The sequence below is a fragment of the Anabaena sp. EIM26 genome (assembly GCF_057568715.1).
In genome coordinates this window covers 1,596,508-1,619,822 of record NZ_CM172472.1, presented here as the reverse complement: position 1 = coordinate 1,619,822, position 23,315 = coordinate 1,596,508, and the positions used below count along the sequence as shown (strand labels likewise).

Below are 23,315 nucleotides of genomic sequence, written 5' to 3'. Positions count from 1 at the left end.
TGTGAATTATTAAAAAAAAAGCAAGATTATATTTTAATCAAAAATATGAATTTAAACACTAACTAAAATTTAGATAGGTTATAAAAAATTCTTCGTTGTTTTCCACCAATCAACTAAACGAGTTAAACCTTCTTCTAAAGAAATCTCAGCTTTAAATCCTAGTAATTTTTCAGCTTTGCTAGTATCAGCCAATCTCTTTTGTACAGGATTAACTTTTCTTTCATCTGCATATTCAGGTTTAAGATCAGAGTTCATGACTTTTAAAAGACTAAAAGCTAAATCATTCAAACTAGTTTCTATCCCACTAGCAATATTAAAAACATCATCGCTAATATCACTTTGAGCAGCCAAAATATTTGCTCTAGCAATGTCTTCCACTGAAATAAAATCCATTGTTTGTAATCCATTACCAAAAATAAGCGGTGGTTTTCCCTCTATAATACGATCCATCCATCTAACTAATACTTCGGTATAAACCCCATAAATATCCATCCTCGTACCATAAACGTTAAAATAACGTAACGCCACATAATCCAATCCATACATTTCATTAAATGTGCGTAACATACCCTCATTAAAGGTTTTGGCTGCACCATAAAAAGTCCGGTTATTATAAGGGTGATGAGATTCAGTAGTAGGAAATTCCTCTGCCATACCCAAAACAGAAGCGGAAGAAGCTGCGATAACTTTCTTAACTTGTGACTTAACCGCTGATTCTAAAACATTATAAGTACCATCAACCAATACTTCTAATGCTAATCTTGGATCTTCGGCACATTGAGTAATACGAATTGCAGCTTGATGAAAAAGAACATCAACACCGGGCATAATTTTGTTCAGCAATTTTTGATCTCGAATATCTCCTTCGATAATGTTGATATTCCCATTGGCAATTGCCCATTCCAAATTAGCTTTCTTACCCCTGACAAAGTTATCAAGAATAACAATTTCTGAAACTCCTTGTTTAACTAATTGATCGGCAATATGAGAGCCAACTAATCCTGCACCACCAGTTATTAACACTTTCTTCATGATTTTTCTGTTAATAGTTAAATTATTTGTTTAGTTTCATCATAATTTCCTTGACTTTATCTGAGGGTAGTTCATTAAGAATTTCTTGTAACAAATTTTCGAGTTTATCTAAACGTTTCTCTAATTTCTTCACTGGTCTGTTGCCTCCATAAATAGCGTTGTCGGGAATATCTTGATCTACAAAACTAAGAGGAGATATAATTACCCTATTGCCAATAGTCACTCCAGCAGTTACAACAGAAGGACCTGCTATAAAACAATTTTTACCAATTTTTGTGTGTTTATAAATTATAGAGCTACTATCTATACAAGTTTCAGATTTCAAAGCTTGTTTGTGACTACTATGTGACCAAATCATTGTAGAAAGACCAATTTGTGTATAGTCTCCTATAGTTAATCCACCTTGGGCATCAAGAATTGCACCTTCTCCAATCCAAACATTTTTGCCACAAACCAAATTTTCTGGGGCAAGAATTTTTGCATTTTCACGAATCCGACATCCTTCTGGTAATCCCAATAATTTAGCTCTTTCTCTATCAGTTAAAATTGAAGATAAATGATATGTTAGTATTTGGTGTCTTAATTTAGTATCAGTATCATCATCTAAAGGATTTAGTCCTATAAAAGATTCATCTTCCTTATTCATAATTAAATTCCTTAATTGATTTACTAAGTTAATATTTCATTGATTAAAGTTAATTGGTAATGAATATCGTATTCTTTTAATTCTGCATACATGGGCAAAGATAACTCTTCATTAATCACCTACGACTACCGACCCTTTTGCCTTTATATTCAGCACCATGAGCTTGAGCAGCATCTTCAATTACTTTCAGATTATATTTTTTTGCTATGGCGAGAATAGAGTCCATATCCGCAGGTTGTCCATATAGATGAACAGGAGGTATAGCTTTTGTTCGTTCAGTAATAGCGGACTCAATCTGGTTAACATCTATAGTATAAGAAAGTATAAGAAATGGGATTAATATCTACAAAAACTGGTTTAGCTCCTGTATAACAAATAGCAGCTACAGTTGCCACAAAAGTAAAAGGTACGGTTATGACTTCATCACCAGCACTCATCCCTAAAGCTAACAAGGCTAAGTGCAAAGTACTTGTACCAGAATTTACGCCAATACCATAATCAGCACCACAGTAAGTTGCAAACTCAGTTTCAAATGCTTCTACTTCTTCCCCTAATATAAATTGGGTAAATTGGGTAGTTTCCAGCACTCTAGAAATAGCTTGGTTAATTTCATCTTTGATAGTGGCATACCGTGTTTTTAAATCTACAAATGGAATCATGATGTTCCCCCTACTTCTGTCAAGTTCAATTCCACTAATTTACCCTGGTGTTTCATAGACTCAGTAGCAGCCTCGAGAATTTTTACTACTCGCCACCCTGCTTTACCATCAGTCATAGGGCAATCGCCTGTTTTAATACAGTTAATAAAGTGGGATACCACTCTATTTAGAGCTTCTGTCAGATCCAGTTTTGGACACCACATATCTCCAGTGCGATAACCAATTAGCATTTTATACAGATTATCCTGATTATTATTGATTGTAATTCCTTTGTCATATAATTTGACCTTTTCACTAGGTTCTAGATCATCATAAACAATCATCTTTTGGCTACCACCAATTAGTGTACGTCGGACTTTTACTGGAGCAAGCCAATTAAGATGCAAATGAGCAATTAATTGTTCATTAAAAAATAATGTCATATAGGCAATATTTTCTGGCTCTCCACTTACATGACTTATTCCTGTGGCAGATACAGCACAAGGTTTGGGAGGTAGAACATAATCCATAATTGATAAGTCATGCACTGCTAAATCCCAAATTACATTCACGTCATGCTGAAATAGCCCTAGATTGAGACGAGAAGCATCGTAATAATAAGTATCACCTAGTGTATTAGTTTCTACAATCTCACGGATTTTACGAATTGCACCCGTATAAACAAAGGTGTGATCTACCATGAGAACTAGATTGCGTTTATCAGCTTCAGCAATTAATTGTAATGCTTGTTCAGAGCTTGCGGTCATGGGCTTTTCTATTAAAACGTGCTTTCCAGCCCGTAAAGCTTGCATAGCTATATCGAAATGGGATGAAACTGGAGTTGCAACAGCGATCGCCTCAATCCGATCATCATTGATTAAATCTTGATAATTTGATGTTATACCAATAGTAGGGTAACGGGATTGGACTTGTGTCAATTTATCTAGCCGGAAATCACTAACAGTAATTACTTGGGCTTCTGGTATTTCATAAAAGTTACGTACCAGATTTGGTCCCCAATAACCGTAGCCAATTACACCAATTCCTATCATAGTTTACGCTCCCGCACGTCACCTGTTACTCTGGCGGGTACACCCATAGCGATCGCATATTCAGGTACATTATTAGTTACCACTGCTCCAGCAGCAACCATTGCTCCTTCACCTATTCTTACACCACACATAATCACTGCACCGCTACCTATAGATGCTCCACGTTTGATTTTAACTGGAGTTACATTCCAATCAGTTTCTGTCTTCAAAATACCATTACTTGTGGATCGAGGATAACGATCATTGATGAACATCACACCATGACCAATCAGCACTTCATCCTCTATTTCCACTCCTTCACAAATAAAACTGTGGGAAGAAATTTTACAACGATTACCCACAATTACACCTTTTTGTATTTCTACAAAAGCACCTATTTTAGTATCATCTCCAATTTTACATCCATACAAATTAACTAATTCGGGATGATGGATTGTAACATTGTTACCTAATTTAACATCTTGTGAAATTGCCATGTACAATTCTCTTATTTATTTTATAATTTATCCCTCATTCACTGTAATGCTTGAGGGTAATGATAAGTAACAGTTAATCTTGATCTTTACACAATCAAACTATGCTTTTTTTATGAAAGCAGATAGCTATATCATCATTTATTGTTAACCATCAATATACTTTTGCCACATTTTTTTATAAGCATTCTCCAAATCACAAGTAAATTGCTTACCATTCCATAATGATGCAGTTTGACGAGACTTTAATAATTTCCAATGAATATTTTTCCTGAAATCAGTCTCCTTGCCTAACTTCACACCCCATTCAATATACTCCTCATCACTCCAAGCGATACCTTCAGTAATACCAGCATTTACCATCATGCTGTAACTATTACGAGCCGAAAATTGTTCTCCCACTTTTGTTACTAAGGGTATACCTACCCATAGGGTTTCCATAGTGGTAGTTGCACCATTATAGGGATAGGTATCTAATACCACGTCTGCAATTTGCAAATTAGCACGATGAATCGCTGATGATGACACTTTATTCAAAAAACGTAATCTTTCCTTACTTACTCCCTCCTCTTCGGCAATTTTTTCAAAGAACTGTCTTACTACTCCTACTTCTTTATTAATATCTTTAATTAAAAAATAACTATTGGGTACTTCTTTCAGAATTTTCATTTGTAACCGCACATTATCAGGGTTACGCTTATAACCTGCTTGGGCGCTAAAATAAATTACAGCATCATCGGGAATTTCTAAATTTTTCCTGGTTAAAGTCGGTACACCAATTTCAAAACCATCAACTGCTAAATATGTATTTGGTAAACGCCAAATTTTCTCACGGTAATATTCTTGAGCATATTCTGGTAAAACATAATTGTCTGCAATATAGTAATCTATGGTTGGTATTCCTGAACCATCCCAACCTAACCATGTTACTTGAATTGGTGCTGGTTTCAATGCCATTGCTTCACAACTAATATCCGCAGTCATGCTATCTAAATCTACTAAAATATCAATTTCATCTTGATATATTTGTTCAGCAATTTCGATGCCATCTCTTCCCAATTTTCTAACATGATCTGATTTTTGTTCATACCAATCTTGCAGGAAATCATGGATATGAGAACGATAAGTTACGAAATAGGTATAAATTTCAAATTCTTCCCGATTATGATGTTGATATAACCATCTTGCTAACCAACCTACAGAATGTTCTCTTAAGCAGTGGGACAGATAACCTATTTTCAGTTGTTTTTTTGGTGTTTTAATTCTTTGAGCATGAGATTGAGAATAACGATTAAACTGTTCTTGAGCATAGATTTGAATATTGTTTTGGCAAACTTGCAAGACTTGATTATGCAAAAATCTGTTTTCTCTAGGTGTATCACGAATATAGGGTAAATAATATGTACAGTTTAATAAGCGATAAATTCTAGTTCTCTCTAAGTTTGGTTGTTCTTTAATTAGCTGATGTAAATAACTTTCATATTTCTTAATTATTGGTAAAGCTTCATACCACCTTCCTCCAGAACGTAGAAAACCCTGCAATAACATTACGTAAGCATTAATAAAATCATTAGTCTTTTCAGCTAAATTACATATCTTTTTACTAAGATCAATACCTTGATCAAAATTACCTAGTTCATAATGAAAAGTTGCTAAATGACTCAAAACTTCCGAAATAACTTCCGGGTTAGGATAATTAATTGCTAAAGCTAATTCAGCATATTTAATAGCTAAATCAAACCTATGTCCCGTATAAGCTGCTTCTAAAGCAGTTAACATTACAGTATGAGTAAGTTGTAAATTATCTAGATAAGAAATACAAGCTTGGGGAAAACTTAGTATCCAAGCTTCACTCCAGATTAATTTGAGAGTTTTTTGTAGGACAGTAAATAATAATTCTCTATCTATTTCTGCTAAGTCAGAATTTAAAATCTCAATAATTTCTAATTCTTGAAAATTCTCTTCTGTGAGATTTTCTAATTCTAGTGATAGTTTGATTAATTCTAAAATATTGTTAACATCTTCTGGAATAATTTCTCGAAGATGTTGACGAATAACCCAAGCAAATTTATATTCTTGTAATTCTTCCTGTCTTTGTGCTTCTGTTTGTAAAACTGTAACTAATTCATAAGTCCACTGTTCAATTTCTGCATCTTCTCCATCAAAAACTGCTAACATCCAACTAGTTTGTGCTTCTGCTTCTTTTCCTTGCAACAGTAAGGATAATCCTAAATACCAGTGACATTCTTTAACTTCTGGTTGCTGATTAATTAATTCTTGATAAAGTGTTGAGGCCTGGAGATATTCACCTGTATAGAAATTTGTGAAAGCTTGTTTTTTTAAAGATTCAAAATTATTCATAGTTGTGAAGATTAATAGAGATGTTAAAAAATAAAAAGTAGGTAACAACTTACCTACCTCTTATCTTAGTGAGATGAAATTATTTGCAGCATAGCATCAGAAACCTGACAGTTTTCCAGGAGATTTTATAAACAATCCTACTCAATTGCTTTGAAGGTACCTGCACATTTTGGTGCGGTTGTATCAGCTGAGGTACTAACACTTACACCACTAGCAGCATAAGCACCTGCATCTTTCTTCTGACATAGAATTGCAGTTGTTGTTGTAGCACCACCAGACTGAATCAAGTCAGTAACACCGATAAATGCTCTCAAGTTAACAGCATTCACTGGCTCTGCAACGTTAAGTACAGCAATCAAAGCATCAGCAGTAGTTAAAGCACCACCAGCAGATTTTTCAAGTTTGTAAGTATAGTTAGTGGTGGTAGTAGCAATACCTAGACCCATGAGAGTGATATCAGTAGCAAAGGTTTGGTTCTCTAAGTAATAAGTTTGCTGACCACGGTTCATAGAACCAGCGTATTGTTTACCTTCAGATTCTCTAGCTTTGTTAGCTTGGTTCAAGAAGGAAGGTAAAGCGATCGCTGATAGAATACCAATAATGATGATTACAACTAACAGTTCAATTAAGGTGAAACCTTCGTTGTTATTTTTTTTGCCGAGGAGGTGTTGGATAAATTTAGCTTTCAGTTCAGTTTTCATAGTAGTTTTCCTTGGGGTGAAGTATTGTTTTTTCCCTTGTGCTAATAACTTACCCACATCTGATCAGTTTCATATCACTCTACGGAAAAATATTTTTTACTGGATGGGGAAAATGAGCTAAAAAGCTGACTTATTAAGGATTACAGCTATTTATTCTTGGCGAAATCATCAGGCATGATACAACCAATTTGACTGAAAAGAAGACTTTATGGTATCTAAGAGGATGTTTGAAAACTTCATCGTGTGGTAGAGGTAAAGCAAAAGCTTAATGGTGTCAACTTAAGCTCAAATCCTGATGATATCTCGTTCCCAGTCGGAGAGCATTGGTGACAATTTAAGGAAAAGGCGAAATTGTCAAGGGCGGTATTTGCAGTGATCAAAAATAGTGGGAAACTCTATCTAGACAAGTAATTAAGCGATTGAGACTAGCCACGATCACCAGAAAAAAACCAATAGAGACCATGCTAAAAAGAAACACAGACTAATGGTGGAAGATGAAGTAATTGCAGAGCAACTAGAGAGATGACTGACACCAGCTATTACAAATCAAGAAAATTAGGCTGTTGCGTCTCTTTTATGGAGAATTAATACTAAAGTGCCAGTTTAATAAACTACGTAATCTAAAATTGCTGGTTCTTGCGTCTCTTTTATGGTGATTAAGGATTTTTTATAATAAAACCCTTACGGGGCAAGGATTATAACCAATCATGACCATATTTTCAATAAAATGCCCACACAATAAGGCAGGACTTAGGCAACTGGCACATTGGTAAGGTGCGTCAGATATCAACAATCTGTTTATTTGCAATATTTATGCAGTCTGACGCACCCTACAACAGATTTTTAGTGTGACACTTGCGTAAGTCCTATAAGGCTTTCAATGGTTTTTAATCAGGTTTTCCATAAAAAGAACCGAAGAACCATATATTCTAAAGCCTGTCCTATTTGATCTATATATAAAAGTGCTTCAAATTTTGATAATTATCCCTTGCTTTGGACATACTTAAATAAAATTTCCCCATCAATATATTCCATCACAACCCCAAAAAGTAGACCTTCTTGGATGACTTCATAAACTTTGAGAATATGCTGATATCAAAACTTTTACTTGTCAAGGCTTCGTTAATAAACTTAACCTGTTGTCGGGCAAAATATTCTCTGATTTGCATAGTTGAGTTTAAGGTTTTAATAGCGTATAATTTACCCGTCTTAGGTTCTAAAGCTTTGTAGGTAATCCCAAAACCACCACTACTCAAGGGTTTACCCTGAATGATAAATCTACCCTTATTAATTTCTTGATCTGGTTGCCAAATAATCATACCTTTGATAGTAGATATTGCTGAGATTAATTTAAGTTTTTGTAAAAAATATATCATGACAGCAATCCTATCTAATTTTATCAGATCCCAGAATTCTTCAAGAAGTTATGTATTTTTTAGTCTGAAAATTGTGTCTTCATTCTTGATATAATAAATAACAAGAACTGAATAGGAGGTAATAATGTACGACAGCGATAAACGTAAACTATTATCAGCATTGTGTCACGGAGCAATTTTTTTCAGCACCACAATGATATCTGTTGGTTTGCCTATAGCCATATTATTTGTATCCGATGATCCTGTTGTTAAAGACAATGCGAAAGAATCGATCAACTTCCACTTTAACGTATGGTTTTACGGTGCAATTTTGGGAGCTTTATTTTTTCTAACTGGTTGGTTGGTTTTACCACTAATCGTTTTGTTACCACTGGCAGGCTTAGGATATATCATCCATTGGGGACTGACAATCTGGGCGCTAATTGGTGTTTTTAGCAATCCTGATCAACCTTGTCGTTATCCGTTTATTTTCCGAGTATTTTAAGATCAGATTAGGTGGTTTGATTAATCCAAGCTTTTGATTTAACAATTTACCCAAATTAATTGAATGATTTTTTTAAGATTGTTTTTTGTAAATTTGTTCTAACCAAATGTCAACTAAGTTGTAAAATACAAAATTGCCCCACAGCTTCATCAACAGTAGGGCAAAGACAGTTAAGCACTGTTTCTAGTTTGTCTGAAGGTCACAAGATAAAACTTGACTTTTGTGACGCTTTCTTTTATGTCCATTGAGTTTTTTTGTTGATAAAAAATTATGTTTCCTACACATCGCCCCCGCCGTTTACGTACTCATCCACAATTGCGTCGAATGGTGCGTGAAACCGTTTTAACAACCAATGATTTGATTTATCCACTGTTTGCTGTTCCCGGCGAAAGTATTGCTAAAGAAGTAAAATCTATGCCTGGTGTTTACCAACTTTCGGTAGATAAAATTGTTGAAGAAGCAAAGGAAGTTTATGATTTAGGTATTCCTGCTATTATCTTATTTGGAATTCCGGCAGATAAAGATGTAGATGCTACAGGTGCTTGGCATGATTGTGGTATTGTCCAAAAAGCAGCAACCGCAGTTAAAGAAGCAGTTCCTGATTTAATTGTGATGGCTGATACTTGTTTGTGTGAATATACAAATCATGGACATTGTGGTTATTTACAAGTTGGTGATTTGACAGGAAGGGTTTTAAATGATCCAACTTTGGAATTATTGAAGAAAACGGCAGTTTCTCAAGCTAAAGCCGGTGCCGATATTATCGCACCTTCGGGAATGATGGATGGTTTTGTCCAAGCAATTCGTGCTGGTTTGGATGACGCGGGATTTGAAGATATCCCGATTATGTCTTATGCTGCTAAATATGCTTCGGCTTATTATGGGCCATTTAGAGATGCAGCAGATTCAACACCTCAATTTGGTGATAGACGCACTTACCAAATGGACCCCGGTAATGCTCGTGAAGCAATAAAAGAAATAGAGTTGGATATTGCTGAAGGCGCTGATATGCTGATGGTGAAGCCGGCTTTGGCATATATGGATATTATCTGGCGCGTGAAGGAAGCTAGTAATTTACCTGTGGCTGCTTACAATGTGTCTGGTGAATATGCAATGGTGAAGGCTGCGGCTTTAAATGGTTGGATTGATGAACAGCGCGTTGTGATGGAAACTTTGACTGGGTTTAAACGGGCTGGTGCTGATTTGATTTTGACTTACCACGCTAAAGATGCGGCTCGGTGGTTGTAATTTAAGATATTATCTCACGCAGAGGCGCAGAGGCACAGAGAGGGTTTTTGTGTTTGGGCGTGAGATTTTTAGGATAAAGTACAGGATAATTTTGGACTTGCATAATGGTGGTATGAATTATGTTTCGCGCAAAGGCGCAAAGCTTAAGATTCTGATTGATAGCTTGCGGTTTATCCTGATATGGCTTGCGCCACGCTATGCTATCAGACAATCATTTTTTTATAAGCACAAGCAAAACGTTCAATTCCCGCTAAATCAGCATGAATCTGGATATTTTCATAGCTGCCATGATTTTGTAGCAGATCTCTGACTGTATCTGCCTGTCCTGCCATCATTTCAATCAACCACACCCCACCAGGAAGTAAATACTGAGGGGAAATATCAATTAAATGACGAATGTAGTCTAAACCATCAACACCACCATCTAAGGCTAAATGGGGTTCATGGTTAACTACTTCTGGCTGTAATGTAAGTACGGTATTAGTGGGAATATATGGCGGGTTTGATACCATACCGCTAAACTGACCTTTCAGAGATTTTAGAGGTTCCCACCAAGAACCTTGATAAAATTTAATCCGTTCGGCAAAACCTAAGTTTTTAGCATTAGTTTTAGCAACAGCTAATGCTTCTGGACTCAAATCAACAGCATGGATTGTGGCATTTATAAATATATCAGCTAATCCGAAAGCGATCGCACCACTACCAGTCCCCAAATCCGCCCAATGTCCTTGTTCTAAACCTTCTGTTCGACTATTTTTAGCAGCCACTACCGCTAAATCAATCAAAGACTCTGTTTCTGGTCTGGGAATTAAAACCGCATTGGACACTGCGAGTTTAAAAAATCGCCAAGGTGTCACCCCAGCGATGTATTGTACTGGCAAGCAGTCATGTAATCGCCTTTGCCACAACTGTTCTAACTCATCTAGAGATAACTGCATTTGTATTTGAGTCGATGCTTTAAAAGACTCCAAACGCAGCGCCAAGCGGTCTAAACCAGCAATCTCCTGTAACAGCCAATCTACTTCTAAGGGTAGGATATCGTGAGCGATCGCAGTCTCAATTGCTTGATTGCGCCACTGCCAAAGTTCTAAACCACAAACCACCCTTGGCTGTTGACTCATCATGCTTAAAATTGCTTAGAAGGTAAATTTTTCGGCTTAGGAGCATTCTCTTTTGGTAGAGTCCTGATATATTCTCTAGACTCTGCCGATGGCACCAAGACAACTTGGTTTAACCACGAATCGCTTTTATCTTTTAAAGTTTTAATCACCCCATCCACATCTATAACTTGAATATCAGCCGTGGGAAACTTTGGCTTCACCTGGTTCAATAAACCTTGTGCGTCTTGTTTACTCAAGAATAGAGGAATTAGTTGCTGTTTATTAGCAGTTACTTGAATTGGTACATACCCTTTATCTGGTGCAAATCTCACAGCAAAAACTGGGACGCTTTTAAATTGATCTATTTTTTGACCACTGGCGCGTAGCAACTCTAAAGCCCCTTTGAGTTCTTGGTCTACAGGTTTAAAAGCAAATAAGAGGCGATTTGCCTGATTTTTTGTTTGTTGTAATTGTTGATAAATCACACCTAAAGGCACGGCTGTAACTTGTAGTTTCTTCGCCATGTCTTCCAGTTTTGGATCTTTATTTTTCACATTCCGCAGTTCTTTGATAAAAGCTAAAGCTTCCTGGCGACTCATATATACTCCTGTCACCGATCCACCTTTTTGGCCATTTTGAGCATCAGGTAAGTTACGACTTAGGGGTAAACCTTTCTCGTTAGTAATCAAGTAAACAGGTACTGAGTCTAATTTATCTTTTATCTGTTGTTCTGTTAATGCCTGCACAGGAATATTAATGCCAACGACACTTAAGAGCAACGTACCACCTACTAGACCTAAGGTTGCGCCCAAACGAACTAATGATTTCATAATTACTCCTCACTTCAATTTTAATAGTTGAATTAACTTAGACAATCAAAAAATGGTTTAGATTTATACAACAACACCTGATTTTAGTTATCTATTAAGCTATTTGGTGTCTAAATAACTTATAGATTGAGCTAATTGTTTTTAACTGTCTTGCCATTCAGGACTAAATACTGTATTGGCCTATTATATTTCTTCTCAAGCGGAGAGTGATCTCCCGGACTCTTGATCAGAACAATGCTATTTTATTGTTTTTCTCAACTAGTGGTGAAGCTATGATTAAATTAATTGTTCCCACTGCGATGGTTACGCCCTCAGCAGGCATCGCTTCTCTGGGCAGATCTTAAAAAGATAACACTACTAAATTCATTAGTGAAGGCTTTTCCAGGGAAAAACAAAACAATCTATCTATTTAATGAATTTTATGCAATTACTTGCAGTAATTTTTACAAAAATAAGATAGAGAAAACATTTTATACTAAAAACTGCTGAAAATTCTCATTTTGAGTGAGGCATTCCGAAAATTGATAGATACAGCAATTTCCGGAATGCTTCACTGCTCTTAGGGACGTACCCTACGGAAAGCAAGCTACAGCATGACAAAGGTTAACGCTTTAGCTGCAAGAATTTGATCTACTTATGAAGAAACAAAGAGATTTGATATTTACCAAAAATCGGGATGACAGGATTTGAACCTGCGGCATCCTGCTCCCAAAGCAGGCGCGCTACCAAGCTGCGCTACATCCCGAAGAAATTATTTTGCTGTCGATAGTTTAGCTTTACATAACCGAAATTATGCTTTGCTTTATCATCTCCGCCATCATATCATAAATCAAAGCCGATTGCGAACCCTCTTAGCTGGAAAATAAAATTATTTTTGCAATTAAGAGTTTTTTCACTAACTCACCCTGACAGAAGTGATTTTGATAGAAGAATGCTAATCGCTAAACCATCTTAGCACACTTTGGGTATTTTAGCCGTTTTATAGAAGCAACTTGTTTTGTTTGTTTTCGTTGGAGGATTAATGAGGATACCAAAACATCCCTTTAATACCTTCTGGATCAGGCATAAATCCCATAGTCCTGTAAAAATCTACAACATGGGGATCAGCAAAAAGAGTAACATTGCTAATCTCTTCACTCCTGAGTTTTTTGAGGACATATTTCATTAATGCCTTACCCAGTCCTTGACTTTGGAAGTCTGGGTGAACTACCACATCCCAGATAGTGGCATTAAAAGCATGATCTGAGGTAGCACGGGCAAAACCAATCAACCTTTTGTTATTTCCTCGTACTTGCCACATAGAGGCGACGAGAAAACTATGCTCAATGGCTTTTTTTACTTTTCTCAGAGGGCGACGCGACCAACCAACCGCGTCACAGAGTTCTTCTAGTTCATACAGGTCGATATCTCGCTCAGTACTGAAAACAATGTTATCTTTACTGGCGTTAGAGTTGCCTCTATCTCCTGCTGTATACTCTTCAAATGCGGTTGTTTTATTTGTCGTTCCAGACTCAGAAGTACTAAACCAAGTTTTCCAAAAACCCATGCCAACGTGGTTCGGTTAATATGACTGAATTGTTGCCACTCTTTGAGAGTGTTGATTCACAAGTTAAGATAACTGTATTTATTGTATATCCAGACACATAAATTTGAATTTTTAGTGTTTTGGGTTTTGACAATAGTCACAGCTAGTTAGCGACATACTCCACACACTCCTTTACCCTTCGGGAACACCTTCGGTGAACAGGTGAGTATGGGTTTCTCAGCGACTCTTCTTTGAAGACATTAACTGAGCTTTAAAGTCCTATGCCCTAGGAGCTTTTTTGTAAAATTATTCAACGAAATTTAAATAGGCTGCTTTTCAGCATTTAATTTGGATTACGCCTAATTAATCAAATTATATCAGATTTGATGAGTTCGTGAATACATCAGGGGCTTGGCGATTCGTGGTGACAGATCTGTCTGAAGTATCACCCACTCCCTCAATAAGTGGTATTCATGATAATAGGTCGAGGTGGGACTCCTTACTTCCCAAAAACGTTTCTCATTATTTCCTTCTGGGTGAGTGAGAGGCTTCTTTTTGTTTTAGCTAAATTTTTCACGCTGATCATTTCTAACTTTAGCACTTTGTTTTCACACTCCTCTAGCTAATAAAGCACCGGAGTTTTTTTAGAGATGCATAGCCGTTCCTGGTTTTTAAAAGTGATTGATTGCTTGAGACAGGAACATAACTCCCATATTTATCGCTTACAAAAGTCTTGTCTATACATAAAGTATATAGTTGCGTTTAAACTGCATAAAAGAATTTTCTCCACAGTTGTAGCTTACTTCCTCGAAAGCATATAAGTATAAAATTGTTTCTGTCGGATTTAGCTCAAATCAAGATCCTACATCATAAGGTGTTCTACCTTGCCCAAGTTTATAATTTTGATGCCTTTTCAAGGTAAAGAGACTCAAAGTTTCTTATAAATTATGTATATTGTTCGTTTGCAGCTGGTATGATATCAAACTTCCAACACATTTCTCGCCATTAACTAAAGTCTATGATTAAGTCCTCAAACAGAAAGATATGAGAACAAAGTAGTAGATAACGTAGTTTTTAGCTTTATTTTTAACAAAGCAAGCAAGTCTTACCACCAACAATGACTTCTGGTTTAAAATCTTCGACACTGGAACTCCTAAAGCGCTTTAACCGAGCGTTTCCCCAATTTTATGAGCAATTTGTTAGTAGTGAGATTCAACTGCAAAATTTACGACTGGCTTACCGTCTATATAAAACCAGACGAGCAGTTATAGAGATGAAACCTGAAGGTAGCAAAAGTGCGCTGCACTTTGCATACCGCAATCAGTCTTTTCTCCTTAGCGATATTTTTGGTGTGCTGGCAGCTTATGGTTTGACTATTCATGGATTGAGCCTCTATGGTCAGATCCGACCACCAATGTTAGTGTTTATTAAGCTGTTGGTGTCTCGTGGCAGCAAAGCCTTGACCGAAAAAACCGCAGAAAATGTTTGTCGTGCCATTCGTGAGGCCTTAGGCAATCGGTTTGAGGTAGAAGAGATGTTAGCAGTGGAGTTTAACCTTAATGCTGGTTTAGAGCAGGTACAAACCGAGTTCTATGTAGATCCAGTTTTTCATCTCCCGGCCTTAGTCATTGAAGCCGATAATCAACCAGGATTATTTTATAAAGTCATGTATGGCATCTGGCAGGAAGACCTGCTCGTAGTCAATGCCAATTTGTTGGTTTGGCGCGGACGTACACGATTGATACTCTACTTATTGGGACCAAATGAAAGTCTGATTCCTGAATATCTGGGTAACAAGATTGCTGAAGGCGTGCGACAAAGGTTACTAGGTCGATGAGTATAGAAAAATTCAAAATTTGAATTTTGTAGACATACAGCGCCTTCTGACAGGGGATTTTGAATTTATTTTTCTCTCTCCGTATTTAGTCGCACCCGCCCTTAGCGGTACGATATACGTATGGCAACAATAGAAATCTTAGGCGTTCCACACGCATATGAGCTAACGGCTCCCACGTCTTGCCCTCATGCTTTAGTATTTATCCACGGTTGGCTCAATAGCCGTGGATACTGGCAACCTGTGATTTCTCGCCTATCAGTTGATTTCCAGTGTTTGTCTTATGATTTGCGTGGTTTTGGTGAATCCCAGTCTCAGTCAAAATTTGATTTGGAGCAAGCAGAAACTGTTTTGAAGCTCAATGCTCAAGATACTGCTGATTCTCTTTATTCTCCTTCTGCCTATGCTCAGGATTTAGTCATACTTTTGGAACACTTGAATATTTCTAGTGTTTGGCTAATTGGTCATTCTTTGGGAGGCACTATTGCCCTGTGGGCAGCTGCTCAATTACCTGATTGTGTTAAAGGAGTTATTTGTATTAATGCAGGTGGTGGTATTTATCTTAAAGAAGCATTTGAGCAGTTTCGCTTGACAGGTCAGAAATTTTTACAAGTTCGCCCACGTTGGTTGTTCCAATTGCCTTTGATTGATTTGTTGTTTAGTAGAGCAAGTGTAGCACGCCCTTTGGATCGCTATTGGGCGCGTCAAAGGGTAATTGATTTTGTTGTTGCTGATCCAGAAGCTGCACTGGGAACGCTTTTAGATTCTACTACGGAGGAAGAAGTTAACCGCTTACCTCAGTTAGTATCACAACTAAATCAGCCAGTTTATTTTTTAGCTGGTGCTGACGATAAGGTGATGGAACCTAAGTATGTACGTCACTTAGCCAGTTTTCATCGGCTGTTTCAATACGTTGGCGATAATTTTATGGAAATTCCCGATTGTGGACATTTGGGAATGTTAGAACAGCCGGAGGCAGTTGCTGATCATATCCGGTCATTGGTTATTGGTCAGTAGGCAGGGGAACAAGGGAAGAGTTCTCCCAATTACCAATTACCAACCACCCTAAATTACAGCAGTTTGCGTAGTTAGGAGGTACAAAATCTAAGTTGAAACCTATACACAAAGCCAGTTTTAATTCTGACTCCTGACTCCTGACTCCTGAATTCTGCTGTAGATGACTAGCTACTTGGGTGAATACAATTGCATTACCTGCGTTAAGGGTAGCCGAGAATGAACGCCTAATGTGAGGGGGGATGTGTGTCCACGAGAGAGATGATCCGATGCGGCACAGCCAATCATGGCGGCGTTATCAGTACAAAATTTTAATGGTGGGAAGAGGACTCTTTGTAGATGATGCTGGGCTGCTGCGGCTTGTAAGTTCTTTCTCAGCCCACTGTTAGCTGCTACGCCACCACCGACGGCAATTGTATCTAGTCCATAATCACGGGCGCAAGCGATCGCTCTTTTGGTCAGCGATCGCGCTATAGTTTCCTGAAAGCTGGCCGCTACATCTGCTAAAGGCACTTGCCCACCGTCTTTTTCTAGCTGCTGTACTACACGCAATACCGCTGTTTTAAGTCCGCTAAAACTACTATCGTAGGGATGAAAACCCCCACCCGGTAGAGAAATTTTCCCTTCAGGTAGGGCAAAGGCTTGGGAATTTCCCTCTTGTGCCAGCTTGTCAATAATTGGCCCACCAGGATAACCCAGCTTTAATAACCTCGCCACCTTATCAAAAGCTTCACCCGCCGCATCATCACGGGTTTCTCCTAAAGTTTCGTATATACCACAATCTTTCACATAAATCAAGCTTGTATGTCCGCCTGAAACAAGTAAGCTAAGAAATGGGGGGTCTAAAGTTGACTCGCTCAAATAAGTCGCATAGATATGACCTTCGAGGTGATGAACACCCAAAAATGGTTTTTGATGTACCATCGCTAAAGTCTTGGCAGCTGTTAACCCCACTAACAGCGCTCCTACGAGTCCTGGCGCACAGGTAGCTGCAATTCCATCAATTTGCCCCCATTCCAAATGACTTTCATCCATAGCCTGCGCTATAGCTTGATTAACAATTTCTAAGTGCTGCCGCGATGCGACCTCTGGCACTACCCCACCATATTGCTGATGAATGGGAATTTGAGAGGCTATGACACTGCTGTAAACATGACGATTGTTAACAATTGCGACGGCAGTCTCATCACAACTGGTTTCGATTGCTAAAACGGTTGACATAGGGATTGGTGATTGGTGATTGCTAAAACGGTTGGCATAGAGATTGGTGATTGTGATGAATTTTTCCCAGTTCCCAGACCCCAATTCTTACTTTTGGTTGAGAAGCTTTAACTTTTATTTACTTAAACTTTACTCGGTTCCCGCCCAAGAGTATGATGACTTGCTAGTTATGCAAATTAAAACACTGTACAAGCCGCTTCGTTTTGTACAAAGAACTTCTTGTTTTGTAATAAAAGGAAACAACTCCATGAGACGATTGTTTGCTTTGATTTTAGCGATTGGTCTTTGGTTCAATTTTGCTCCTCAAGCTCAAGCTTTGGGCGCTAACCTTGTACCCTGTAAAGACTCTCCCGCATTTCAAGCACTAGCACAAAATGCCCGTAACACCACCGCTGACCCCGAATCAGGTAAAAAGCGCTTTGAGCGTTATTCTCAGGCGCTGTGTGGACCAGAAGGTTATCCTCACCTGATTGTAGATGGTCGCCTAGACCGTGCTGGTGACTTTTTAATCCCCAGTATCCTTTTCCTCTATATTGCTGGTTGGATTGGTTGGGTTGGTCGCGCTTATCTACAAGCGATCAAAAAAGAATCTGATACTGAGCAAAAAGAAATCCAAATCGATTTGGGTTTAGCACTGCCCATTATTACAACTGGGTTTGCTTGGCCAGCAGCAGCAATTAAAGAACTTCTCTCAGGCGAATTAACAGCGAAAGATTCAGAAATTACTGTTTCTCCACGCTAATTCATCTGAACTCATTCACCTGTTTTTGGAGACTAAATTCATGGCTGACAAAAGCGAATCATCCTATTTGATTAAGTTCATTTCTACAGCACCTGTGGCAGCTACCATTTGGCTGACAATCACAGCTGGCATTTTGATCGAATTTAACCGCTTTTTCCCAGACTTACTTTTCCATCCTCTACCATAGGGTGAAAAACCGGGTCTAAATCAGTTAACAGACTGATGACTGATAAGTAAGGGCGAATTGCAATTCGCCCCTACAAATGAAAATAAATGCCACCATTCTGAATTTTAGAGGCAACATAAAAATATGGCGCAAGCAGTAGATAGATCCAAGAATCTCCCCAGTGACCCCAGAAATCGGGAGACAGTTAGACCCGCTGGACGTGATCCACAAGATGGAAACCTAGAAACCCCAATTAATTCTTCTCCGTTAGTCAAGTGGTTTATTAATAACTTGCCTGCCTATCGCCCTGGTCTAAATCCTTCTAGAAGGGGTCTAGAAGTCGGTATGGCACATGGTTATTTGTTATTTGGACCATTTGCTAAATTGGGACCACTGCGTGATGCACCTAATGCTAATTTAGCTGGGTTGCTGGCTAGTATTGGTTTGGTTGTAATTCTCACAGCCTGCCTATCCCTATATTCCAATAGCAATCCTGACAAAGCACTCCCTAGTGTTACTGTCCCCAACCCTCCAGTAGATGCTTTTAACTCTAAGGAAAGTTGGAATAACTTTGCCAGTGCTTTCTTAATTGGTGGTATTGGTGGTGCAGTAGTTGCTTACTTTTTGACTGGTAATTTGGGACTTATTCAAGGTCTAGTAGGTTAATTTGATTTCCGGTAATGGGTAATGGGTAGTTGTAATTGATTTGTTGCTATTACCTATTACCTATTACCAAACCAAAATAGGTGTGTTCTTAAACAGTTGTTTCTTTAAATAGAAACGTTTCAATCTGATTGACAGCGGTGTCAAAATCGTCATTCATGATTTGAGTATCAAATTCATTTGCAGCTTTAATTTCTGCTTCGGCACGGCGCAGACGACGAGCGATCGCTTCTTCAGAATCTTGTCCTCGTCCGCGTATCCGTTTTTCTAATTCGGAAAATGACGGCGGCAGAATAAAAATACTGAGGGCGCTAGGAAAGGAGTTTCTAATTTGCCTTGCTCCTTCTAGTTCTATTTCTAGTACCACCAACTTACCAGACTGAATATGGTTAAGTACAGCTTCACGGGGTGTACCGTAATAGTTACTAGCAAATTCTGCCCATTCCAAGAATTCCCCTTGAGCAACTAATTCTTCAAACTCCTTACGGCTAATAAAGTAATAGTCTTTGCCGTTGGTTTCTCCTGGACGGGGCGAACGAGTAGTTGCAGATACTGAATAATAGAGTTCTGGATGACGCTGGAGAAGCGATCGCATTAAAGTACCTTTACCGACTCCACTGGGACCCGTTAAAACAATCAGCTTGCCCAGAGACGGGGATTCTTTCGTAGTAGCACCACTAGGGATGGGTAAAACTTGCATTATCCGTTTAACTTGTGAATTAATTCATCAATAGACATTATTCATTAGTCTTGTATTGGTTGCCAGAGCAAGCTGGGACTAAAGAATTTGTAGCAATGGTGACAGAATACCTATCTAATTCATATCCTCATGCCGATATGCTGCAAATAGGGGGGGTGACAGCCCCACCTCTAACTAATTATCTACAGTCTGATGGTCACGGGAAATGACAAAGCGATTTGCTACTGTCTCTGGCTGAATCGCTGATAAAATTACGTGGCTGGAATCAGTGATAATTACAGCCCTAGTCCGACGACCGTAGGTGGCATCAATCAGTTGGCCTCTGTCCCTAGCATCGGTAATGATGCGCTTAATGGGAGCAGATTCTGGACTGACAATGGCAACTACTCGATTGGCGGATACAATGTTGCCAAAACCGATGTTGATTAACTGAATTTCCATAAAAAACTGACGCTAAAGGCGCTAGAAAAAGCTTGTGATAAACTTATTCCCATGTTATATCTAAAGAATCGTAGTTACAACGCCTAAAGTCTAGCTAAATTGAGTTTTTTAATAACAACTGCTTTTTTTTAGCTATTTATTAACTAAATTTGCTAAAAATCTCTCTAAAGATATATTGGAAATTATACTCATAAGAGATAAGAGAAAGCCCCTTTGATACTTACCCTACCTCAATAACTATCGTTACGCTTATCTGCTTCTAAGGATGAGCAACTGTACTATATGGTGCGATACCTTCAGTAGACGCAGCGAACTGACAAAAGCCCTCCGGAAATACAAGAAACAGCGCTGACACATTGCACTTACTCTGCATTATCCCATCATGTAGCTTAATCTGACGTGAGTTCGATAAATTGAAAACCCCTCTCCAAACCTCTCCCCCTTCACGAGGAGAGGCTTTGAAACCCTAATATTTCCGTGGAAACTAAATGCATTTCTACCTCTCTCCGTGTCAGACAGGCCTTAGTATGAGGTTCATCGAACTGACGTTAATTTTTTATCTTGCCTTTACTTTAACTTGGTTTGAATGCGCCCAATTTACCCATTTAGCTTAGTGGGCGCTTAGTTGTAATGGAAATGTGGCTGAAAACTAAATCACTTAGCGCTCTTCGTCTTGTTCAAATCTTGCCATCTTTGCTGTAATTGCTTCCAATTAGGAATATGACCACCATAACGCCAACTAACATATGCTTGGCAAATTTCATCTATTACCTGAGCAGTTTCTCTCGAATGTTGTTGATATGACACTTGGGCATATTCCAGAGGTGTCTGTGCTGGATGTTTACCTAAACCCTTTTCGGCTGTCCATTGTAGCATTTGTTGATACAGGCTTTCCATTGGGGGTAATTTTTTTAACCAACGACGGTTGAGCCATTTTCGCCATTGTACCCAACCCAACCAACTAAAGAAAGCTGTAGTTGTCCCGACAATTAAGCCAGTTAATACTCCTAACCAACCTTGAGAAAATAAAGCTAAAAACCAAGCGATCGCTCTAAAAAACCAGCTAAACAGTGTCCCAAATACATTATTTAGCAACCCTGTCACCGGTGAAGGTAGCCAACCAGCCACCCAACTCCAAAACTGACGCAACACGCTAAAAGTCTGATCTTCTTCAATGGAAGGAGGAATCAAGGGATGATTGGGAATTGGATCAAATGCGAACCAGCCATATTGAGGAAAATAAACTTCCGTCATGGCGTAAGCATCGGTGTTACGGACAATATACATCCCCGTAAATGGATTAAATTCTCCTGGTGCAAACCCCGCTACTAATCTTGCTGGAATACCTATGGAACGCAGCATCACAGTTAACACGGTAGAAAATTGGTCTGGATAGCCTCCTTGATGTTTAAACAAAAAGGATTCTACCAAATCATCTTTTTCATCTAAATAAGGTAATCCTAAAGGGTTTTCAGGAATAGAATAATTTTGTTTGAGATACTGCGCTAGGTAAAGAGCCTTTTCATAAGCGGAATTGAGGTTTCTAGTATCTTCTGTTCGAGAAACCCGTTCATGATTATAGTTAGCGAGAATTTCTTCGGTTTTGTTGCGGACTTTTTCGGCAATTTCCGGTGGGATTTGCAGGTAATGATTTTTAATCTCTGTTGAGTATTTATTTGTAGCTTTACCTAACAAAGTACGATCGCGGGAGGGAACTTCCGAAACCACCGTATAAGTCATCCCTTCTGATAATTGTACAGGCGATCGCAAACCCCCTTCTGGATCAACCGCGATCACAGGCCCAGGAAAGTAGATTTCTTTGGGATAAGACAAAGAAGGTATCAGATTAGGCAAATCTGACACCACATTATAAGTTTGTACTACCTCTTTTGCTAGAGTTTTTATCACAGGGAGATCAACAAAAATTCTGTAATTCCAAGATGCTCTCCTCAAAGTAGTAACTTGATCATTACGAGAAATTTTCCACCCCTTACCGGTATAACTGTCAAAAGCTAGAACTCGCCAAAAACCTTCTGCTTGGGATCTTACCCGCATCACCACCTTGGGTTTCATCTCCCCCCGCAGGTTTTGGTTCATCTCACTATTAAAACCGTAATAAAAATTATTATCTACCTTCCCTGCTTCACCACTGCTTCCCTGTCCAGTGCCATTCCCATTAGCACCATTACCTTGACGGACATAACCAGGGTTATTAATATTGCGACCTGTAAAATTGCCCTTTAATTCAATTGGCGCACTAACAGGAAAAGACTTAAGTTGATAACCGGGAAATCGGGGCAAAATAGCGAAAATACCTAATCCTAACCCCAAAATTACTAAAAAATTGACAACTAAAACTTTTAAATTGGAACTAACAGTATTATTTTTGGTAAACTTCTCTTTTTTTGTTGATTTTAAACCCAACCGCGATCGATAATCTAAAACTAAAGTTGGTAAAGCCAGTCCTAAAAATAACAGCAACACAGGTGCAAACCCCATAGTTTGACTCAATGTTGCAGCTACACCTAAGAGTATTAAACCGATCACAATTGAATACCCCAAATCTTTACGTCGGGGCGTATCATAGCTGTGCAGCACCTGAAGCTCAATTAGTAACTGTGCCAAACTCAGTCGTGTATCATTCCAATCACCCAGGAATCGTCCAAAAAAAGCACCAAGAGCCACTAACATTCCTATGGCGATACAAAACTTGACTGGAATATTAGCATTGCGACGACGGTAGTAACTCCAAATTGCTCCCACTATACTCAGAGGCACTGCCCAAAGACTAAAGGTAGTCTCAGATGCAATATCCGTCGCCACAGTTCCTAAAATTACCAACCCTAACACTAGAAACCGTAAAAGGATTGAATCTTCCACTTCTGCTAAAGATGACCGCTGTCTAGCCGGCAGCCAGTCATCACCTACAGGTACGCGCAAAAACCGATTCATCCTGGAGAAATTTAACATTATTTAGGCAAGTATAACTATGATGTAGACGCTACGGACACAATACTAGGGTAAAAAACTGATTACCTTGTCTTCTATCTTAGCCAAACCCTATCCTA

Annotated in this window: 21 protein-coding genes, 1 tRNA gene and 1 pseudogene; 7 read left to right on the top strand and 16 right to left on the bottom strand. The window is 38.5% G+C overall.

The genetic code is table 11. The features are described from left to right. Positions 1-78 precede the first annotated feature (78 nt). From AC012T_RS06920 to AC012T_RS06885, 8 genes and pseudogenes are all read right to left on the bottom strand, one after another. Entirely contained in the window at positions 79-1,032 is a 954-nt protein-coding gene (locus AC012T_RS06920) for an SDR family NAD(P)-dependent oxidoreductase (protein WP_487064273.1), read from the bottom strand. A 22-nt stretch (positions 1,033-1,054) separates the two neighbouring features. Then, positions 1,055-1,678, bottom strand: coding sequence for an acyltransferase (locus AC012T_RS06915; RefSeq protein ID WP_487064271.1), 624 nt, complete (start codon positions 1,676-1,678; stop codon positions 1,055-1,057). A gap of 124 nt (positions 1,679-1,802) precedes the next feature. Beyond that, positions 1,803-2,337, bottom strand: a pseudogene (locus AC012T_RS06910) (DegT/DnrJ/EryC1/StrS family aminotransferase); the annotation flags it as partial. Next, positions 2,334-3,368 carry a Gfo/Idh/MocA family protein gene (locus AC012T_RS06905; RefSeq protein ID WP_487064269.1) on the bottom strand — a complete coding sequence of 345 codons (1,035 nt, stop codon included), beginning with the start codon at positions 3,366-3,368 and terminating at the stop codon, positions 2,334-2,336. The pseudogene AC012T_RS06910 and the gene AC012T_RS06905, both read right to left, overlap by 4 nt. Beyond that, positions 3,365-3,844, bottom strand: coding sequence for an acyltransferase (locus tag AC012T_RS06900; RefSeq protein ID WP_487064267.1), 480 nt, complete (start codon positions 3,842-3,844; stop codon positions 3,365-3,367). The genes AC012T_RS06905 and AC012T_RS06900 overlap by 4 nt, the downstream gene beginning before the upstream one ends. A gap of 144 nt (positions 3,845-3,988) precedes the next feature. Further along, on the bottom strand, positions 3,989-6,202 hold the full coding sequence (locus tag AC012T_RS06895) for an O-linked N-acetylglucosamine transferase, SPINDLY family protein (protein WP_487064265.1): 2,214 nt from the start codon (positions 6,200-6,202) through the stop codon (positions 3,989-3,991). Between the two features lie 137 nt (positions 6,203-6,339). Then, on the bottom strand, positions 6,340-6,903 hold the full coding sequence (locus AC012T_RS06890; protein ID WP_487064263.1) for a type IV pilin-like G/H family protein: 564 nt from the start codon (positions 6,901-6,903) through the stop codon (positions 6,340-6,342). Between the two features lie 1,034 nt (positions 6,904-7,937). Next, positions 7,938-8,279 (bottom strand): hypothetical protein, encoded by a 342-nt coding sequence (locus tag AC012T_RS06885; RefSeq protein ID WP_487064261.1) that lies wholly within the window; start codon positions 8,277-8,279, stop codon positions 7,938-7,940. 124 nt (positions 8,280-8,403) lie between these two features. Between AC012T_RS06885 and AC012T_RS06880 the strand changes: the two genes are divergently transcribed. After that, positions 8,404-8,763, top strand: coding sequence for a DUF4870 domain-containing protein (locus tag AC012T_RS06880; protein ID WP_487064259.1), 360 nt, complete (start codon positions 8,404-8,406; stop codon positions 8,761-8,763). A 270-nt stretch (positions 8,764-9,033) separates the two neighbouring features. After that, entirely contained in the window at positions 9,034-10,011 is a 978-nt protein-coding gene (gene hemB, locus AC012T_RS06875; RefSeq protein ID WP_487064257.1) for a porphobilinogen synthase, read from the top strand. Between the two features lie 203 nt (positions 10,012-10,214). On the opposite strand, the gene prmC is transcribed toward hemB, so the two are convergent. From prmC to AC012T_RS06855, 4 genes are all read right to left on the bottom strand, one after another. Next, complete coding sequence (gene prmC, locus AC012T_RS06870) at positions 10,215-11,135, bottom strand: peptide chain release factor N(5)-glutamine methyltransferase (RefSeq protein WP_487064255.1); 921 nt, start codon at positions 11,133-11,135, stop codon at positions 10,215-10,217. Positions 11,136-11,137: 2 nt separating this feature from the next. Further along, positions 11,138-11,941, bottom strand: coding sequence for a Tic22 family protein (locus tag AC012T_RS06865; protein WP_487064253.1), 804 nt, complete (start codon positions 11,939-11,941; stop codon positions 11,138-11,140). A 671-nt stretch (positions 11,942-12,612) separates the two neighbouring features. After that, positions 12,613-12,686, bottom strand: a tRNA-Pro gene (locus AC012T_RS06860). 273 nt (positions 12,687-12,959) lie between these two features. Next, complete coding sequence (locus AC012T_RS06855) at positions 12,960-13,487, bottom strand: GNAT family N-acetyltransferase (RefSeq protein ID WP_487064251.1); 528 nt, start codon at positions 13,485-13,487, stop codon at positions 12,960-12,962. 1,096 nt (positions 13,488-14,583) lie between these two features. On the opposite strand from AC012T_RS06855, the gene AC012T_RS06850 reads away from it, so the two are divergent. Then, positions 14,584-15,303, top strand: coding sequence for a hypothetical protein (locus AC012T_RS06850; protein ID WP_015212803.1), 720 nt, complete (start codon positions 14,584-14,586; stop codon positions 15,301-15,303). Between the two features lie 120 nt (positions 15,304-15,423). Then, entirely contained in the window at positions 15,424-16,317 is an 894-nt protein-coding gene (locus AC012T_RS06845; RefSeq protein ID WP_487064249.1) for an alpha/beta fold hydrolase, read from the top strand. A gap of 168 nt (positions 16,318-16,485) precedes the next feature. Here the strand turns inward: AC012T_RS06845 and tsaD are convergent, their stop codons facing one another. Then, the gene (tsaD, locus tag AC012T_RS06840) at positions 16,486-17,535 is read right to left on the bottom strand and encodes a tRNA (adenosine(37)-N6)-threonylcarbamoyltransferase complex transferase subunit TsaD (RefSeq protein WP_487064247.1); all 1,050 of its coding nucleotides are present in this window, start codon (positions 17,533-17,535) and stop codon (positions 16,486-16,488) included. A gap of 247 nt (positions 17,536-17,782) precedes the next feature. Here tsaD and AC012T_RS06835 point away from each other — a divergent pair, with 247 nt between their 5' ends. From AC012T_RS06835 to AC012T_RS06825, 3 genes are all read left to right on the top strand, one after another. Further along, positions 17,783-18,277, top strand: coding sequence for a Photosystem I reaction center subunit III (locus AC012T_RS06835; RefSeq protein ID WP_487064245.1), 495 nt, complete (start codon positions 17,783-17,785; stop codon positions 18,275-18,277). A 40-nt stretch (positions 18,278-18,317) separates the two neighbouring features. Next, positions 18,318-18,464 carry a photosystem I reaction center subunit IX gene (gene psaJ / locus AC012T_RS06830; RefSeq protein WP_323358621.1) on the top strand — a complete coding sequence of 49 codons (147 nt, stop codon included), beginning with the start codon at positions 18,318-18,320 and terminating at the stop codon, positions 18,462-18,464. Between the two features lie 123 nt (positions 18,465-18,587). Next, complete coding sequence (locus AC012T_RS06825; RefSeq protein ID WP_487064243.1) at positions 18,588-19,109, top strand: photosystem I reaction center protein subunit XI; 522 nt, start codon at positions 18,588-18,590, stop codon at positions 19,107-19,109. Positions 19,110-19,197: 88 nt separating this feature from the next. On the opposite strand, the gene gmk is transcribed toward AC012T_RS06825, so the two are convergent. The 3 genes from gmk to AC012T_RS06810 form a co-directional block, all read right to left on the bottom strand. Next, positions 19,198-19,809, bottom strand: coding sequence for a guanylate kinase (gmk, locus tag AC012T_RS06820; RefSeq protein WP_487066491.1), 612 nt, complete (start codon positions 19,807-19,809; stop codon positions 19,198-19,200). A gap of 171 nt (positions 19,810-19,980) precedes the next feature. Beyond that, positions 19,981-20,247, bottom strand: coding sequence for an extracellular matrix/biofilm regulator RemA (gene remA / locus AC012T_RS06815; RefSeq protein WP_012410221.1), 267 nt, complete (start codon positions 20,245-20,247; stop codon positions 19,981-19,983). Between the two features lie 654 nt (positions 20,248-20,901). Continuing rightward, complete coding sequence (locus tag AC012T_RS06810; protein ID WP_487064240.1) at positions 20,902-23,199, bottom strand: transglutaminase TgpA family protein; 2,298 nt, start codon at positions 23,197-23,199, stop codon at positions 20,902-20,904. Positions 23,200-23,315: the final 116 nt, after the last annotated feature.